This window comes from Flavobacteriales bacterium (assembly GCA_016716605.1).
In the GTDB taxonomy this organism is placed as follows: domain Bacteria; phylum Bacteroidota; class Bacteroidia; order Flavobacteriales_F; family PHOS-HE28; genus PHOS-HE28.
In genome coordinates this window covers 3,627,662-3,645,573 of sequence record JADJWA010000001.1, presented here as the reverse complement: position 1 = coordinate 3,645,573, position 17,912 = coordinate 3,627,662, and the positions used below count along the sequence as shown (strand labels likewise).

Genomic DNA, 17,912 nt, shown 5'->3' with positions numbered 1-17,912 from the left:
CGCCGCCAATCTTCCGATAACCTCGCTCCTCAAAGCCAAACACCTTGAAGCTTGAATCTTGAAGCTTGAGCCTGAATCTTGTGACTTGATACTTGAATCTTGACATGGCCACCAAGCCTTCCATCCCCAAGGGCACCCGCGACTTCGGTCCCGTGGAGATGCTCCGCCGCATCAAATCGCGCTGAGCAAGGGGACAGCGCTGGTCTGCGACCCTATCGGGTCGAACGCGGTACAATGAACTGACTCTCTCTCTAATTTCTTGGACCCCTTCGGGGTCTAAATCCTCGGAGCCATCGACCCCAAAGGGGTCAAAGACGTTAGGAATGTTCACCTGGGCATCGCCTGACGGGTCGCAGACGCACTCCGGGAGTATGTGATAACGTGGCCATCGCTTCCGGAGGTTACGCGTATCCTCTACGGCTACTTTCGCCGCCATGTCCAAGCCGAGTATCCCTAAGGGCACCCGCGACTTCGGTCCCGTGGAGATGCTCCGCCGCAAGTACATCTTCGGCACCATCGAGAAGGTCTTCCAGAAGTACGGTTACCTGCCGCTGGAAACGCCCGCCATGGAGCACCTGGAGACGCTCACGGGCAAGTACGGTGAGGAAGGGGACAGGCTCATATTCAAGATCCTGAAGCGCGGCGCCGATCGAAGCGCGCGGTGCAGGATGGAAGCAAGAGCCTCGCGGGCAAGCGTTGCGTTATGACCTCACCGTTCCCTTCGCGCGCTACGTGGTCCAGAACCAGAACGAGCTCGCCTTCCCCTTCAAGCGCTACCAGATCCAGCCGGTGTGGCGCGCCGATCGTCCACAGAAGGGCCGGTACCGCGAGTTCTACCAGTGCGATGCCGATGTGATCGGGAGCACGAGCCTCTTGAGCGAAGTGGAGCTGGTGCAACTCTTCGATGAGGTCTTCACCGCACTTGGCCTGCGCGTGGTGATCAAGATCAACGACCGCAAGGTGCTCAGCGGCATCGCCGAGGTGTGCGGACAGCCGGAGAAGGTGGTCGATATTGTCACGGCCATCGACAAGCTCGACAAGATCGGCCGCGAGAAGGTGGAGGAGGAGATGCGTGCGAAAGGAGTGAGCGACGATGCGATCAACGGCATCGCGCCGCTCTTCGATTTGAAGGGCAGTTGGAGCGAACAGCGGCCATTGCTGGAAAAGTGGCTGGCCTCATCCATCATCGCGCAGCAAGGATTGAAGGACCTCTCCTTCACCTTCGATGAGGTGGGCGCCTTGAAGAGCGCGACGCTCGAGTTCGACCCGACGCTCGCGCGCGGCCTCGACTACTACACCGGCGCGATCTTCGAGGTAAAGGCTGCCGAAGGCAACATGCCCGGCAGCATCTGCGGTGGCGGCCGCTACGATGATCTCACCGGCGTCTTCGGACTCAAGGGCATGAGCGGCGTGGGCATCAGCTTCGGCGCAGACCGCATCTACGATGTGCTGTTGGAGACGAACAAGTTCCCGGCGGAACTGGGCGGCAGCACGCAATTGCTCTTCGCCAATTTCGGGGAGAAGGAAGCGATGCATTGCTTGAAGCTCCTTCGCCAAGTGCGCGAGGCGGGCATCGCCGCGGAGCTTTATCCCGACCAAGTGAAGCTGCCGAAGCAATTCACCTACGCCGAGAAGAAGGGCATCCCCTACGTGGCAATCGTGGGCGAGACGGAGATGAACGCCGGCCTGGTGACCCTGAAGAAGATGGGGGCGGGGAAGAAGGGCCAGGCGATGTCAATAGAGGAGGTGATCGATCAATTGTCGCAGCACCCGTAGCGTCGACCCACTGGGTCGACCCGCCGAAGCCCATGCCCCCGAAACCACGCGCCATTACCACCACCGGGCCTGAGCCTTACGGAGCTGGATGCCATCCTGCGCGAGCGCCGGCCCATCGCCCTGGCGAAGGATGCCGTGAGCGCCGTGAAGCGCAGCCATGCCTGGTTGCTGCAGAAGCTGAAGGACAGCGATACGCCGATCTACGGCGTGAACACCGGCTTCGGAGCCTTGCATGATCGCAGCATCGCGAAGCGCGACCTGGCGCAATTGCAGAAGAACCTGGTGATGAGCCACGCCTGCGGCAGCGGTGATGCCGTGCCCGCGGAGATCGTGCGCGCCATGCTGGTGCTCAAAGTGCAGCACATGGCCTTCGGGCATAGCGCGGTGGCGCTCGCCACCGTTCAGCGCTTGGTCGACATGCACAATGCCGATGTGCTGCCCGTGGTGTACGAGCGCGGCTCGCTCGGCGCATCGGGAGACCTCGCGCCGCTCGCGCACCTCGCGTTGCCGCTGCTTGGTCTTGGCGAAGTGGTGATGGGCGGCAGGCGCATGACGAGCGCTGCCGCGTTGAAGAAGCTCGGTTGGGCGCCGTTGGAGCTCGGACCGAAGGAAGGACTCGCGCTGCTCAACGGCACGCAGTTCATGAACGCCTACGCCGCGCTGCTCACCGTGAAGAGCATGCGCCTCGCGCACCTCGCCGACATGATCGCCGCGGTCTCGCTCGATGCCTTCGACGGAAGGATGGAGCCCTTCCATCCGAGCGTGCATGCCGTGCGCCCGCATCCCGGTCAGGCGCAAGTGGCGGGGCACATGCGCGAACTGCTCGCCGGCAGCGCGATCGCCCTGCGCGAGAAGCACCACGTGCAGGATCCGTATTCGTTCCGCTGCATCCCGCAGGTGCATGGCGCCAGCCGCGATGCCATCGCGCACGTGGCCACCGTGGTGCAGCGCGAATTGGAGTCCGTCACCGACAACCCGACGGTCTTCGACGACGACAATCTGATCATCAGCGCGGGCAATTTCCACGGACAGCCGCTCGCGCTCTCGCTCGACTTCCTCGCCATCGCCATGGCCGAACTGGGCAGCATCAGCGAGCGCCGCATCTACAAGCTCATCAGCGGTCAGCGCGGCTTGCCGCCCTTCCTCGTCGCGAAGAGCGGCTTGAACAGCGGCTTCATGATCCCGCAGTACACGGCCGCATCATTGGTGAGCGCCAACAAGCAGCGGTGCATGCCCAACAGCGTCGATACCATCGACAGCAGCAACGGGCAGGAGGACCATGTGAGCATGGGCGCCGCAGCGGCCATCAAGACCTGGGATGTCGTGCATGATGTGGAGCGTGTGCTCGCTATCGAGCTGCTCACCGCGGCGCAAGCGCTGGAGTTCCGCAGGCCTTTGCGCAGCGCCAAGCCCGTGGAAGCCCTTGGTGACCGGTCTGCGCAAACGCGTGCCCTTCATCACCGACGATGTGGTGATGCACGGCCCGATGGAAGCGGCGCTAGCGATGCTGCGCGAGTTGGCCCTAGGCCATGGATCTCTACCTGCTCCCCGGCCTCGGCGCCGATGGCCGCCTCTTCAGCAAGCTGGAATTGCCCGGCCATGAGGAGCACGCATTGGATTGGCCGCAGATGCCGGAAGGCAGCACGCTCCGCGACTACGCCGAGGTGCTGGCTCGCCGCGTGAACGCCACGAAGCCGCATGCCCTCATCGGCGTGAGCATGGGCGGCATGGTTGCGCAGGAGATGGCTGCGATCACTAAGCCCGTGCGGACCATCCTCATCAGCAGCTGGAAGGGGCCGCACGAGATGCCCATGCACCTGCGCTTGCTCCGCGGCACGCATGCGGAGAAACTGCTCACGCCGGCCTTCATGAAACGCGTGATGCCCATGGTGCGCTACCAGATGGGGCTGGAGACGCGGGAGGACATCGCGCTCTTTGATGCCTTCACCGCCGCGATGCCGTTGGCCCAGCTGCGAATCCAGATCGCTGCCGTGCTGGGGTGGGAGGGGCCGGCTCAACCGGTGAAGGGATTGGCACACATCCACGGCGATCACGACCGGCTGATGCCCATCGCGCACGTGAAGGCGCCGGTGGTGATTCCGGGCGGTGGGCACTTCATGGTCTTCAATCGCGCACTGGAGGTGAGCTCAGCGGTGCAAAGGCAGCTTTCGTCGATCTAGTTGAAGGCAACGGACCCCGCTGGACGCTCGTCCATCTACAGCGGCACGGTTGATAACCCGGGGTCTCGCTGCCCATCCGGAAGTGAATGCCCCGGTAGTTTCGCACCCGCAGAATTGCGCCCATACATGACATTCACTCTCAGGGCCTTGGCCCTTGCGGTCTTGGGCTTCGCTTGCAGCGAGGGGTGGGCGCAGCCGTGCAACATGACCGTGAATGCCACGCCGAACGGCGTGCAGACGATCTGTGAGGGCGCATCGGTGCAGCTCAATTCGAACGTGAGCAATGGCAACGCGCCGTACACCTATAGCTGGACCCCCATCGCAGGACTGAGCGATCCCGCGATCGCCAATCCGGTGGCCAGTCCCACCACGAACACGGTGTACACGCTCACCGTCACCGATGACGATGGCTGCACCGCTAGCGACCAGGTGACCGTCAACGTGAACGCGGCGCCACCGGCGCAGCTCACGAGCACCGGCCCGGAGCAGATCACCACCTTCAACGGCCTCACCACCTTCAGCATCTGCGATCCCAGCGGCTCGTGGAACTTCAGCTTCACGGACCAGACGGCGGGCGGCACCTCGCGCACCATCAATTGGGGCGATGGCAGTCCGGTGGTGAACCCCGCGCAGGGATGGAGCCTGAGCCACACCTACAACCAGGGCCTGTGGACGATGACCTATTCGGTGACCTACGGCAACGGCTGCGTGCGCACCCAGCAGTACCAGGTCTTCCTCGGCACGAATCCGGGCGGCGGCATCAGCACCGACCCCAACACCAACATCTGCACCGGCGGCACGCTGCCTTTCTACATCAACAGTGTGGCTGGCAATTCGCCGGGCACCACCTACATCATCAACTTCGGTGATGGCAACAGCATCACCCTGAACCATCCGCCGCCGGCCTCGGTGAACCACACCTATCTCACCAGCACCTGCGGACTGCCGGGCGGGCAGCTCAACGTCACCTTCACCGCGCAGAATCCCTGTGACCAGACCCAAGGGCAGATCGGTCCTATCCGCGTGAGCGAGACGCCGCAGGCGCAGTTCACGCAGAGCACGGATACCGCCTGCGTGAATACCACGGTCACCTTCACCGACCAGAGCATCGGCCTCACCGCTCCGGGCTGTGCCACGCCTCCGCGCAACATCTGGAGCATTGCGCCGCTGGCCGGCTGGACCCTTGCGAGCGGCACCCTGGGCAACGACAATGGCCAGCCCGCGAACCCCGGCCTTTGGACCGATGGCAGCACCAGCATCGGCGTGCAGTTCACCGCGGCAGGCACCTACACCATCACCGACCGCACGGGCAATAGCTGCGGAACGCACACCCTCCAGCGCACCGTCTGCGTGGAAGAGCCGCCTGTTCCGTCCTTCACCCTGCCCACCCCGGGCTGCGCGCCCTACCAGCCGGTGAACACCAACACCAGCACCTACGGGCAGAATTGCCTGCTCACGCACTTGTGGACGGTGAATGGCGTGGCCTCACCATGCGGTGGACCGGCGTGGAGCTTCGCCAACGGCAATGCCCAGAGCCAGCAGCCGCAGTTCCTCTTCAGCGAGCCGGGCACCTACACCGTGCAGTACCGCGCGGTCAATTCGTGCAACGTGCCGCCGGTGCAGCAGGTGATCACCGTGAATGCGCCGCCGCAGGTGAACATGAACGCGCTGGCCGGCATCTGCGCGGGGCAATGCGTGAATCCATCGGCCGTCGTGCAGCCATGCGGGGATAACAACCTCACCTACGCCTGGACCTTCCCGGGCGGTGCACCCGCCAATGCGAACACCGCATCACCGGGCCAGGTGTGCTATGCGAATGCGGGCAATTCAACCATTTCCCTCACGGTGACCAATGGATGCGGCAATGCCACGGTGAACCAGAACCTCGCCATCGGCACCGCGCCGCCGCTGCCGGTGGTGGCCAGCAACAGCCCGGTATGCGCGGGGCAGACCCTCTCGTTGAGCGCGGCGCTCATTCCCGGGGCCACCTTCCAATGGACCAATCCGCAGGGCACGGTGATCAGCAACTCGCCGTCCGTGACGATCAACAACGTGAGCGCGGCCAATGGGGGCGTGTATGCCGTGGTGGCGATCAGCAATGGCTGCACCGGGCCGGCAGCCACGGTGAATGTGCAGGTGATCGCCGCGCCCACCCTGACCGTGGATCCGCCGAGCGCGGCGATCTGCAACGGCCAGAGCACCTCGCTCACCGCCAATGGCGCGGGCAACTATCAATGGTTCATCGGCGCCACGCAGATCGGCACAGGGCCCACGCTCACCACCAGTCCGGCGCTCACCACCACCTACACGGTGAGCGGCGATCTGGGCGGATGCCCCGGCAGCGCCACGGTCACGGTGACGGTGTACCCCTTGCCGATCGTGAACGCAGGGGCTGACCAGACCTTCTGTGATCAGGCGATCCCGGTGAACCTCATCGGCAATCCCGCACCGGGCACATGGAGCGGCGCGGGGGTGACGGCGGGCGGCGTGTTCACTCCCACGCCTGGTCAATTGGGCACGGTCACCTTGACCTACACGCATACGAATGCGAACGGGTGCACCAGTTCGGACCAAGTGGACATCGCCGTGCAAGCTGTGCCAGTGTTCGCTGATGCGGGTCCCGATGCCACGATCTGCCAGGGCAACACACCGGTGCAGCTCAATGGATGGAGCCCCGCGGGCGGTACGTGGGTGGGCGCTGGCGTGGGTGGTTGGTTCACGCCCAGCAACACGGGCAATTTCAACGTCACCTACAACTATGGAACGGGCACCTGCGCCACCAGCGATCAAGTAGTGGTGAGCGTGGTGCCGGCGACCTTGCTGAACGTGATGCCCGCATTCGCGCAATGCGCCGATGAAGCACCGACGGCGCTCGTGGGCAATCCGGTCGGCGGCACCTGGAGCGGCAGCGGCGTGAGCGGACCTCCTTGGCAATTCGATCCAGGCGCGGTCGCTCCCGCCACGCACACGCTTACCTACACGTTCAACAACGCGAACGGCTGTGTGTCCTCAGCATCGGTGGATGCCACGGTGAACCCATTGCCGAACGTGAATGCCGGGCCGGATGTGGTGCTCTGCGATCAACCCATCCCGTACCAGCTCAATGGGGCGCCCGCTGGCGGCACCTGGAGCGGCAGCACCATCGCGGTGACGCCCACCGGTGAGATCACACCCAACGGTGTGGCGAATGATGTGCTCACTTACAGCTTCACCGATGGCAACGGTTGCACGGCCACCGATCAGCTCACCGTCGATATCCAGCCCATCGTCAACCCGGCCTTCGCGGGGAATGATACCAGCGTGTGCGTGAACAGCGGCGCATTGCAGTTGAATGGCTCACCGGCGGGCGGCACCTGGAGCGGTTCTCCGCAAGTGACGGCCGGCGGCTCGCTGAGCTCGAACGTGCCGGGCTCCTACACGCTCACCTATTCATTCGGCACCGCTACCTGTTTGCTGCAGGATCAGATCACTGTGGTGGTGAATGCGCTGCCGGTGGTCGATGCGGGCACCGACATCAGCGTGTGCCTCGATGGCGGCGTGCAATTGCTCACCGCCGATCCGCCCGGAGGCACGTGGAGCGGCACAGGCGTGGATGCGGCCGGCAACTTCGATCCGATGCTCGCGCTGCCCGGCGGCAATCCGGTCACCTACGATTACACCGATCCGCTCACGGGCTGCAGCAACAGCGATGCGGCCACGGTCACCGTGCAGTCACTGCCGGTGGCGGGCTTCACCTATGCACCGGTGGCCTGCGCCAACGTGCCCTTCCAGTTCACGAACACCAGCGCGAACTACAGCGGATCCGAATGGGACTTCGGCGATGGCAGCGCATCGTTCGCTGATTCGCCTTTCCATGTGTTCACGGCGACCGGGACCTACGATGTAACGCTCGTGGTGAGCACCGGCGCCAATTGCACCGACACGATCACCAGCACCGTGCTCGTGTGGGACGTGCCCGAAGCGGAGCCCGTGCTCTCCGCCGATAACGGCTGCGGGCCGCTCACCATTGACTTCGACAACAACTCGTTGGGCGATGGCCTGAGCTATTGGTGGGACTTCGGCGTGCTGGGGACGAGCGCCCTTCAATGGCCTCCGCCCTTCACCTTCCCGATGGATCCGCAGGATGCGGTCGTGTATCCCGTGACGCTCACCGCCAGCAATGCCTGCGGATCGGATGCGCAGACGATCAACGTGACGGTGATGCCTTCGCCCACGGCCGTATTCGGCCCGAACGTGGACGAGCACTGCGCCTTCAGCCAGGTGCCCTTCGCGAATGTCAGCTACGGCCTGCCCGACAGCTTCCAATGGGACTTCGGCGATGGCGCCACGAGCGCATCGGATGCCACGATCGTCACGCATGCCTATGCGGCCGACACGGTGAACACGCCCTACACCATTACGCTCATCGCCAGCAACGCCTGCGGAAGCGACACCGCGCAGTACACGATCACGGTGCTGCCCAACCAGGTCACCTCGTTCTTCAATTTGGATCCCGTTCAAGGCTGCGCGCCGCTCACCGTGGAGCTCACGCACCTCACGGCGGGCGATACCGCGCTGTACTGGACGCTCGGCGATGGCAACACGAGCATCGCACCCGATCTCTCGCATACCTATAACCAGCCCGGCACCTACACCATTACGCTCGAGGCCTTCGGTTGCGGCTATGACAGCTACAGTCAGGAGGTAACGGTGTTCCCCGCGCCGCAGCCCTCCTTCACCGTGGCGCCGCAGGGCACCTGCGTAGGCGGAGAGTTCACCTTCACCAACACCTCGCCCGGCATCAGCGGCTCGCAGTGGGAATTCGGTGATGGAACCACCAGCACGCTCACCTCGCCCACCCACAGCTATGCCACCAGCGGGGTCTTCCCGGTCACGCTCACCATCACGAGCGCGCTCAATGGATGCACCGCCACCATCGCCCAATTCGTGAATGTGAGCATAACCCCCGTGGCCGCATTCACGCCAGCGCCCGACAACGGCTGTATCGACCTCGACGTGGCTTTCACCAACCAGAGCACCGGCGCCAGCTTCTACCAATGGAGCTTCGGCGATGGCAATTCCAGCGGCCAGGCCGAGCCTTTCCACACCTACACGCAGGCCGGCACCTACACGGTGACCATGATCGCCGAGAATCTGAATGGTTGCGCCGATACGGTGAGCCTCAACGTGGTGGCCCATCCGCTGCCGGATGCGCTCTTCGCGCTCTCCCAGGCGCAGAGCTGCGTATCGCCGGTGACGATCCAGTCCATCAATGCATCGCAAGGCGCCATCGGCTATACGTGGGACCTCGGCAACGGGCAAGCCTCCTTGCTGAACCAGCCTGAGATCACCTTCGATGCGCCGGGCACCTACACCGTCACGCTCACGGCACTGAACCAGTACGGCTGCACGGATACGCACGCGGTGGACTTCACCGTGCATCCCTCACCGGTGGCGGCCTTCACCGCCCAGCCGCAGCCCGCGTGCGCGGGGCGCCCGATCGAGTTCATCAACGAGTCCCAGAACGCTTCCTCGTTCCGCTGGCGCTTCGGCGATGGCAGCCAGAGCCTTGCCGATGCGCCCTTGCACAGCTATGCCCAGCCGGGGCAATACACGGTAACGCTCATTGCGACGGGCGCTGGTGGGTGCACCGATACGCTCATCGCCGTGAATGCGATCACGGTGAACCCGACGCCGATCGCGGATTTCACCGGTGATACCCTGGTGAGCGTCCGCAACGCGATCCAGTTCAGCAACCTGAGCCAGGGCGCCGTGCTCTACACTTGGGATTTCGGTGACGGGGAAGGCAGCGATGAGACGCACCCGTTGCACCTCTTCCCGGCCGATGGCGGGCTCTTCACCGTGTGCCTCGTGGCCGTGAACAGTTTCACCTGCCCGGATACGATCTGCAAGATCCAACCCGTCGGCAGTGACCCGCTGATCTTCGTCCCCAACACCTTCACCCCGAACAACGACGACCGCAATGAGGTGTTCCGGCCGATCATCGCTGGCTATGAAGGCTGGCGCTACAAGCTCACCATCTTCGACCGATGGGGCCTGGCGATCTGGAGCACCGAGGACCGGAACGTGGGCTGGGACGGCCGCAAGGAAGGTGCAGAGCCGGTGATCGATGTGTACGTGTGGAAGGTGATCGTGGAACGCGATGGCGATGCCCGCGACTTCATCGGGCACGTCACCCTGCTGCGCTGACGGGTCCCAAGGGCTTCCCGCAGTGCGGGCAAAAGCGCGCATCGGCCAGTTCGAAGAGCTTCCCGCATGCGGTGCAGGCCCGTTGCGAGGAACGCGTCCCCTGCCTCGAGAGCTCCACGCTGACGATGCCCGTGGGGATGGCGATGATGGCATAGCCCAGGATCATGATCACCGACGCGATGGCCTGTCCGAGCGGAGTGATCGGCGCGATGTCGCCGTATCCGACCGTGGTGAGGGTGACGATGGCCCAGTAGATGCTCCGCGGCACGCTGGTGAAGCCGGCCTCCGGCGATTCCACCACGTACATGATCGCGCCGAAGAGCGTGACCAGCGCAAGGACCGCCAGCATGAAGACGATGATGCGGTGGCGACTGGCGAGCAGCGCGAGCAGCAGCAGCCGCGCCTCGCGCACATAGATGAACAGGTTGAGGATGCGGAATACGCGCATGAGCCGCATGGCCCGCACCACGCCCAGCGCCTGCGCGCCGGGAATGAGCACGCTCAGGTACGAGGGCAGGATGGCCAGCAGGTCCACTGCGCCGAAGAAACTGAGCGCGTACCGGCGCGGCGGCTCACTGATCCAGAGCCGGATGAGGTACTCGATGGTGAACAGGATCGTGACCGCCCACTCCGCGGCTTTGAGCGCAGCGCCGTGCTGTTCCCTGATCTCCGAGACGCTCTCCAGGAAGACCAGCGCGACGCTGAGGAGGATGAAGGCGATGAGGACAAGGTCGAAGGCTATGCCGGCCCGCGTGTCCGATCCGAAGATGATGATGCGCAATTGCTGCTTCAACCGCTCCATGCCTCACTGCCTGGTTCAGGAACGCCAAGGAATCCCGCATGACGAATCATGGACGCGCGCTGGAATCAAGCACGGGCGCATCGCCCGGGCTGCGGGAGCCTCTCGCGTCGCTCGTGGCCTGCTTCGTCTTCTCGGCTGGGCCGGGCGCTCGCGCGAAGCGCTCTGCAGAGTACCGCGAAACCGTTCCGTCGGGCAGTACTTCGTCCGCCCGATTGGCGGCTACCGTCCACGTGAAGGGCGTATTGCTCGTGCCGTTCATCAGTTCCACCACGTCGAAGCCAGCGCCGCTCTTGTTGGTCACGAAGACTCCGTTGCAGTCGCCTTCAAGCTGCACGAATACGCGCAACGGATGCGCCGCATCCACGACGATGTTCTTCGAGAGGATGGGGTCGAGCGTGATGCGCGCACGGCCATTCACGAGCTGCCCGGTCCCGTAATCCTGGAACAGGTTCTCGGGCGCTTCGGGGCAGGAGAGGGCCACCTGATTGCCGTCGAGGTCCTTCACGATCGTGTTCACCGTGCCCGGCCCGATGATCTTGCGCAGGATCCCCAGGTTGTCGCGCACCGCCACATAGCTCCAGGTCTGGGCCGTTCCAGCGGTCTGCACCTCGAAATAGCCGCCCGAGGACGCGTTGGCGCCATTGAAGGCGCTGTTGTTGTTCGCAGTGGTGCTCACCGTGGTCGTGGCGAAGCCCACCACGCCGTACTGGTTGCCAGTGCCCACCACTCCAGCGCCTCGGGCAGGCGTGAAGATGGCTCCACCGTTGTTGCCCACGCCGACCACACCGATGCCATTGACCGCATTGCGCCCATAGCCGAAGTGCCCGACGATGGTGCCGTTGGCCGCCGTGCCTGTGCCGGCTACAAGGAAGGTGGTGGCGGCGTTGTTCCCGGTGAAGATCGCACCTGTTCCGCCTGCATTCGTATTCCACGCCTGCATGCCGAAGCCGGTGTTGATCGCCGCTTGGCCATAGACCCCCACCGGGTTCAGCGCTGCGGCCGCGATGGTGGAGAAGCCCGCCACGCCGATGCCATCATTCGCCGGCGATGCGCCGTTCACGCCACGGGCATCACCGGTGGCCATGGTTGCATTGATCACGGCCTGAACGCCTATGCCGACGGCCGTGCCCGCCAAGGTGCCATTGAGTTGCCCGAAGATGGCGCGGCTCGTGGTTCCCGTGGTGACCGCGGTGGCGCCTACGTTCCCGATGGCGGCAATGGGGATGGCCTGATGGAAGGTGGCCTCGCCGCGGATGCCGTTGGCAGTACCGGATACCGCGTTCGAGCTGCCATACACGCCAAAGGTGGTGCCCACGGTTCCCGAGGTGAAGCCCGCCACGCCGAAGCCCGTGCTCGTGTACCCATTGATCGCCCGAGTGCCCAGCGCAGAGGTGTTCGTGGTGGTGCCATTGGTGGTGCCGGTAGCATACACGCTGAACACATCGTTGGCGAATCCGCCCACGCCCACGTTGTTCACCACCACCTTGCCGCCGCTGAGCACGCGCGCCCGCTCATTCGCCGCTGCGATGCCTCCGGTCTTGATCACCCAGTCGGCTGCGTCATTCGTGCCAATCCAATTCGTGCCCGCCACGGTGCCGTAGTTGCCCGTGGTGAGCCAGCCATCGCCGGTGGCAGCGAAGCGCACCCACGCCACGCCGTTCCAGTAGTAGTAGCCGGGCACCACGTTGTTCGGCGCCGCGCCGGCCGTGGCCGTATTGTACACCAGCAGCGAGGCGGCAGGACCCACCACGGGCGCTGCCACGTTCGTTGCCGTGAGCGCCACGCGAGGCACCAGCAACCCGCGCTTGTTGTTGGCGGGCAGCGCGGTCACATCCACATCGAGCATCGCGCTCGCATTGGGCGCGGCGCCATCGGCGTTGATGGCCACGTTCTGCGCGGCAGCGCTGAAAGCGAACAGGCCGAAAAGGGCTAGGGCAATGGTCTGCTTCATGACGGCGGGGGTTGATGGGCAGACGAAAGGTAGGGGGGATGGGTGGTCTGGCAAGCAGCCGGGTTTCGTGTTCATGAACGGTGGAAGGTCAGGGTGTCTTTCCAGCGCCAAGCCCGGAGCAGATGCAAGGCCCGGTTCATATCCGGTTCGTGATTGGTGCAAAACTCGCAGTTCGGTTTCCGGGATCTTGAAGCATAGCTTGTGAACTCCAAGCCGAACCATGAGCCGCAGCGTACTTCGCAACATTCCTAGGCTAACATTGCTGCGCTGGTCAACAGTGCACTGCTCGGACCGCTGGGCCGCTGGGCCGCTGGGCCGCTGGGCCGCTGGGCCGCTGGACTCGAAGTTCTGACCCGCATCGGCTTCGCGGTCGCATCCATTCCGCATTCCGTCAACAACCGCGTGCGGCTATTGCCGTGCGCCGCAACACCCTTCGCGCATGAAAGCCCTGCTCGCCACCATGGCTGGCCTGGTCGCGCTGGCCATGGCCTTGTTCCCATCGGAACCGGAAGAGCGCAATAAGCACGGGATCGCAGCCGTGCGCGAAGCGCCGCCGTCCAACACCTGTGCGGATGAACGCCGCCACGCCCTCAGGCTCTTGCGGAACCCGCTGGCCGAGTGGTGCGAAATTGCCGACCGCCATCGTTGCGTTCACATGGACACTTTGCCCATGCAGCCGCAGGACCTGGTTCTCTTCGCCAGCATCGGGGAGTCGCCATTCGCACGGTTGCGCATACCGGAAGCGTTCTTGGATGGTTCCACAGATGGCTACCGGCCGTGGATGCACGGGAGTGATAGGATCATCTGGCCAACGTTTCAACAGGAGGATTCCATCCGCACGGACAGCACCGCCCCAGCAGGCGAAGCTCCCCTTGACAGCGCCGCAGCACTGCGCCATAGCCTCTACCTGAGTCCTTCCACTGTGCCGGCGTTCGATTGGGAGCGATGGGTGCAGCGCAACTTCGATCCGCATGGGATATTCGATGCCGCGCCTGTGGACAGCGCAGCGCGCGATACCATTCCTTCAACAACAAAACGCTACCCCATGGAGCAAGCACCACCATTCCATAAGTAGGCGCGGTCAGCTGATTGCATGCGCCTGCGGGCGCTTGGCCGCTCCCGGCCGCCGTAAGGGAAGGCATGCATGCGCGATTCCTACGCCCTGCATTCGTACGTTTACTTGAACAAGATCGAGGAACAATGCGCTTGGCACTGCTGCTTTCTTGCTTGCTGCTGCTAGTGCCACGCCTGTGGGCCCAGAACCTCGTGCCCAACTGGAGCTTCGAGGAGATCAGCAGCTGCCCGCAAAATCTAGGCGAAATCGAGAAGGCCATCGGTTGGCGCACCTTCAGAGGCGATTATTCCTGCGACCTGTACCATGTGTGCGGCCATCCGGATTCGTGCGGAGTGCCGCTGAACATGACCGGGGAACAACTACCCTCGTATGGCCAAGCCTATGCCGGCATCATCACTTTCAGTGAAGATGACGGCTGGCCTTGGTATTTGAGGGAGTGGATAGGTGCGCAGTTAACTACCCCATTAGAGGTAGGGACCACGTACTACGCTTCGCTCAAGGTCAACCTCACGCTAGGTTGGGGCACTGGATTTCCGGCGCTCGATAGAGTCCTCTTCGCCAGCGATCACCACGGTTTGCTTTTCACCATGAGCCAATGGCTTCAGGACGACTTTGATCCTGTTCCTGGTTATGCCCACGTGTTCGGCACTGAAGTGGTCGAAGACACGGTTGGCTGGACGGTGATCAGCGGCAGTTTCGTCGCCGATAGTGCATACCAGTACGTGGTAGTGGGCAACTTCTTCAGCGACGAGGAGACCAACTGGACGCTGATGGACCCCAATGGCACCAATAACCTGACCTATTCCTACATCGACGACGTGTGCGTTTCTCCGGATCCGCTGTATTGCGCCATTGCGTCTGGCTTGGCAATCAGGCCGCGGCAAGGGTTCAGGGTTTGGACTGATCCTTCGAGCGGCTACTTGCATGCAGCAGGACTTCTGGGACTCGGTGTCCGGCACATTTCGGTTGTGGATACACTAGGCCGGGAAGTCGCAACGCCGCTGGCGCTAACGGGCTCCGACAATTGGAGCGTTTCCGTCGGCACATGGGCGAGTGGCGCGTACATCGTGGTAGCCGAACTGGATGATGGCAGCCGAATAGCTGAGCGCGTGTTCCTCGGTTGTTGAACCGAGAACAATGAGACAGATCGATCGAGCGATGAGCCTGTCAATAGGCCTCTTCGCAATGACAACGTGCGCAAACGCGCAATTCACCAATGCTGGTGCAGGTTGGTGGCGAACCAATCCGATCGGACCGAACCAGGGAAGGGGCTTTGCCATAGGGAACCTGACAACAACGCCTTTCCCGGCAGCGTTTCAGATTCATGGGGATCTGACAGCCACACTAACGGGCGAGGTATTCCGCACCAACGCTTCCCAAACCATACTTGGCGTGGCGAACCCCACTTACTGGCGCATGTTTCATGGTGGTAGCACGCCAGCCGACGAGCGCGGGCAGTTGTTCGCGGTGCCCACACTAGGGCACTTCAACATCAATTCGCCCAATGGGCACTTCCAGCTGCATACGGAAACCGTTCAGCGCGCACGGTTGAACGGCAACGTGACCAGCAATATGGGCCCGCCCACCGCACCGCCCTTCACCAATGTGAACCGCGATGGCTTCTTCGCGCTGAGCGGCACAGCCGATGCCTTCACCAATATCGGGAGCCAGGCGCCATTCACACGGCTGCACTTGTTGGACAATGCCGTGAACCCCAACGACCCGGTGGTGTACGCGCAACAGCACGGCTTCCGCCCCTGGCAGCGCAATGGCATCACCTTCACGGGCAACAGCGACCAGAGCTACATCGGCCATAAGTACGATGCCAACGATAACACGGATTTCGTGATCCAGTGGAGCGACAATCCGAACGGCAGTCCATGGGGCACGGACCGAATGAAGTTCGTCTTCACAACGGAATACAATGCCGGTCAAGCGCGTGGCGCGCAATCGGTCAATGGCCTTGAAGCCATCCGGTTATGGCCACGGACCAATTTCGATGTCAACGTTGGCATCGGTGATTTCTTCGCAGGCAACCAGTTGACACCGGCGGTGGTAACGGATCCAACGGAACGGGTCGATATCCTCAATGGGCGGTTACGCATTCGGCAGCTACCGGACGATTCGGCTGCTGTTGATTCGTTCTACGTAATGGTTGTGGACCGCACCACGCTTACACCGGGCAATCAGGAACGCGGCGTGGTGAAGTGGGTTCCTCCTGCATCCATCGGTGGTGGCGCTGCGGATTGTGATTGGGAGGTGACACCAAATTCCGATGTGGTAACAGCTTACCTGCCTGACGGCAGCAATGGCAATTGCCCTGAGGAGGATGACCTGGTTGGAATTGGCATCGATTCACCGGAAGCGAAGCTGCATGTGAAGAAAGCGCTCGTGATTGACCCTGGTAACGACCGCGCGGCACTTTTCCACAACCCCAACGGGGCCTTCACTTCTGTTGGAGGAGAGGGAATGGCCGATGGTGGAATCAACAATATAGGCTTGCGCGGCATCGCCGAGAACAGTAGTCGTCTCTACGGCGTTTGGGGCATTGCGCGCAACGGCGGTGGCGGAGCAGTTGGCGTAAGAGCCGAGGCCTATGCAAGTGCAGCTCCAACCGCTGTTGAAGGCACTGCATGGGGTGGGGCCACCGCAAAGGCATTCCAAGGTGTAGCGTCTAATGCGAGCAATTTGAATCATGCTGGTGATTTCTCGGCGCTTGGAGGCCAGGAAACGCGTGGGGTAACCACAACGGGACAAGGCGGTGCCAGTGCGAACTATGGCATATGGGCCGATGCGAATGGTGCGAATCCGTGGGCGGGATGGTTCGTCGGCGATATCTGGGTGCAGAACACTGGTTGGTTCTCCAATGGCACGGCGACGATCTCGGACGAGGGCCTCAAGGTTGATATTGAGGATCTCAGCGGTGCGTTGTCATTGGTTTCGCAACTCCAACCGAAAACATACCTGTTCAATACGGCCGATTTCGCGTTGTTGGAGCTGAGCACGGCTCCTCAGATTGGTCTTCTGGCTCAAGAGGTTGAAGAGGTTATACCGGAGGCCGTATTGAGCACCGTGGTCCCAGCCAGGTTTGATAGCCTAGGGAACGAGACCAGCGCTGAGTTGCCGGTGAAGGGCATCGATTACAACAAGATCACCCCGGTGCTCATCGGGGCGATCAAGGAGCAGCAAGCAATCATTACAATCATTCAACAGCAATTGGCCGACTTACAAGAGCAACTCGCCGCTTGCTGCGCCTCACCCACCGATAGCGACCAACGCTCCGGCTCCGCTGTGGATGACGAGAAACTCACCCCCGCCCAAGAGCGCACCCTGCCTGCCGAAGGCACGGTGCTCCGCATCGCGCCAAACCCCTTCACGGATCGCACCACATTGTTCTGCACCTTGGAGCGCGCGGGCCGCATGCATCTCATGGCCAACAGCGCCGATGGCCGCAGCCTGATGGTGCTGAGCGAGGGCCAGCGCGAGGCCGGTGAGTTCCAGACCGAGTGGAGCACCGAGAGGCTCGCGCCCGGCGTGTACTACATCACCCTCTTGCTCGACGGTGAGCCGCTGGTGAAGCGCGCGGTGAAGGTGGGGCGGTAGTCACTAGGCCGCTGGATGCGCGGGATGCCACGTAATAAGGGTGCAAGGGAGCGAGCGTTCGCGCCCTTGCACCCTTTCGCGTTACAGCTACTCAGACGGCAACAAAGAGCTGGTCGATAGCAACCAAGGTTGGGAAGGATGAGGAAGTGATGGAGGTGATGGAGGACGCAGCCTCCCTCACATCCCTCTCCTCCATTGCGCCCCTTGCCTAGTTCGGATCTTATCCACCGTCTCGGTAGAACGGCGCCCTGCCGCTGAAGATGAAGGCCCCAATGCGAATGGAAGGACCCGATTCCGATCGTGCTGCATTCCTGCCTTGCAGCAATGGGCCACAAG

Annotated in this window: 7 protein-coding genes and 2 pseudogenes; 7 read left to right on the top strand and 2 right to left on the bottom strand. The window is 62.8% G+C overall.

The features are described from left to right. The first annotated feature begins 434 nt into the window (after positions 1-434). From IPM12_14810 to IPM12_14795, 4 genes and pseudogenes are all read left to right on the top strand, one after another. Positions 435-1,776, top strand: a pseudogene (locus IPM12_14810) (histidine--tRNA ligase). A gap of 69 nt (positions 1,777-1,845) precedes the next feature. Further along, positions 1,846-3,379 (top strand): annotated as a pseudogene (gene hutH, locus IPM12_14805) (histidine ammonia-lyase). Next, positions 3,306-3,956 (top strand): alpha/beta hydrolase, encoded by a 651-nt coding sequence (locus IPM12_14800; GenBank protein ID MBK9149072.1) that lies wholly within the window; start codon positions 3,306-3,308, stop codon positions 3,954-3,956. The pseudogene hutH and the gene IPM12_14800 overlap by 74 nt, the downstream one beginning before the upstream one ends. Positions 3,957-4,082: 126 nt before the next feature. Next, the gene (locus IPM12_14795) at positions 4,083-10,145 is read left to right on the top strand and encodes a PKD domain-containing protein (protein ID MBK9149071.1); all 6,063 of its coding nucleotides are present in this window, start codon (positions 4,083-4,085) and stop codon (positions 10,143-10,145) included. On the opposite strand, the gene IPM12_14790 is transcribed toward IPM12_14795, so the two are convergent. After that, on the bottom strand, positions 10,129-10,947 hold the full coding sequence (locus IPM12_14790; GenBank protein ID MBK9149070.1) for an ion transporter: 819 nt from the start codon (positions 10,945-10,947) through the stop codon (positions 10,129-10,131). The two genes, IPM12_14795 and IPM12_14790, sit on opposite strands and share 17 nt — an antisense overlap. A gap of 46 nt (positions 10,948-10,993) precedes the next feature. Continuing rightward, positions 10,994-12,898, bottom strand: a complete 1,905-nt coding sequence (locus IPM12_14785) for a hypothetical protein (protein MBK9149069.1) — start codon at positions 12,896-12,898, stop codon at positions 10,994-10,996. A 439-nt stretch (positions 12,899-13,337) separates the two neighbouring features. Here IPM12_14785 and IPM12_14780 point away from each other — a divergent pair, with 439 nt between their 5' ends. The 3 genes from IPM12_14780 (at position 13,338) to IPM12_14770 (ending at position 17,576) form a co-directional block, all read left to right on the top strand. After that, positions 13,338-13,973 (top strand): hypothetical protein, encoded by a 636-nt coding sequence (locus tag IPM12_14780; GenBank protein ID MBK9149068.1) that lies wholly within the window; start codon positions 13,338-13,340, stop codon positions 13,971-13,973. 131 nt (positions 13,974-14,104) lie between these two features. Further along, on the top strand, positions 14,105-15,100 hold the full coding sequence (locus tag IPM12_14775) for a hypothetical protein (protein MBK9149067.1): 996 nt from the start codon (positions 14,105-14,107) through the stop codon (positions 15,098-15,100). Positions 15,101-15,365: 265 nt separating this feature from the next. Then, a complete protein-coding gene (locus tag IPM12_14770) occupies positions 15,366-17,576 on the top strand; it encodes a tail fiber domain-containing protein (GenBank protein ID MBK9149066.1) in 2,211 nt (736 codons plus the stop codon). Positions 17,577-17,912 lie beyond the last annotated feature (336 nt).

Bases quoted from the DNA above. Each gene is read 5' to 3' on its own strand.
- IPM12_14800 (MBK9149072.1), top strand. From the start codon at position 3,306: ATGGATCTCTACCTGCTCCCCGGCCTCGGCGCCGATGGCCGCCTCTTC.
- IPM12_14795 (MBK9149071.1), top strand. From the start codon at position 4,083: ATGACATTCACTCTCAGGGCCTTGGCCCTTGCGGTCTTGGGCTTCGCT.
- IPM12_14790 (MBK9149070.1), bottom strand. From the start codon at position 10,947: ATGGAGCGGTTGAAGCAGCAATTGCGCATCATCATCTTCGGATCGGAC.
- IPM12_14785 (MBK9149069.1), bottom strand. From the start codon at position 12,898: ATGAAGCAGACCATTGCCCTAGCCCTTTTCGGCCTGTTCGCTTTCAGC.
- IPM12_14780 (MBK9149068.1), top strand. From the start codon at position 13,338: ATGAAAGCCCTGCTCGCCACCATGGCTGGCCTGGTCGCGCTGGCCATG.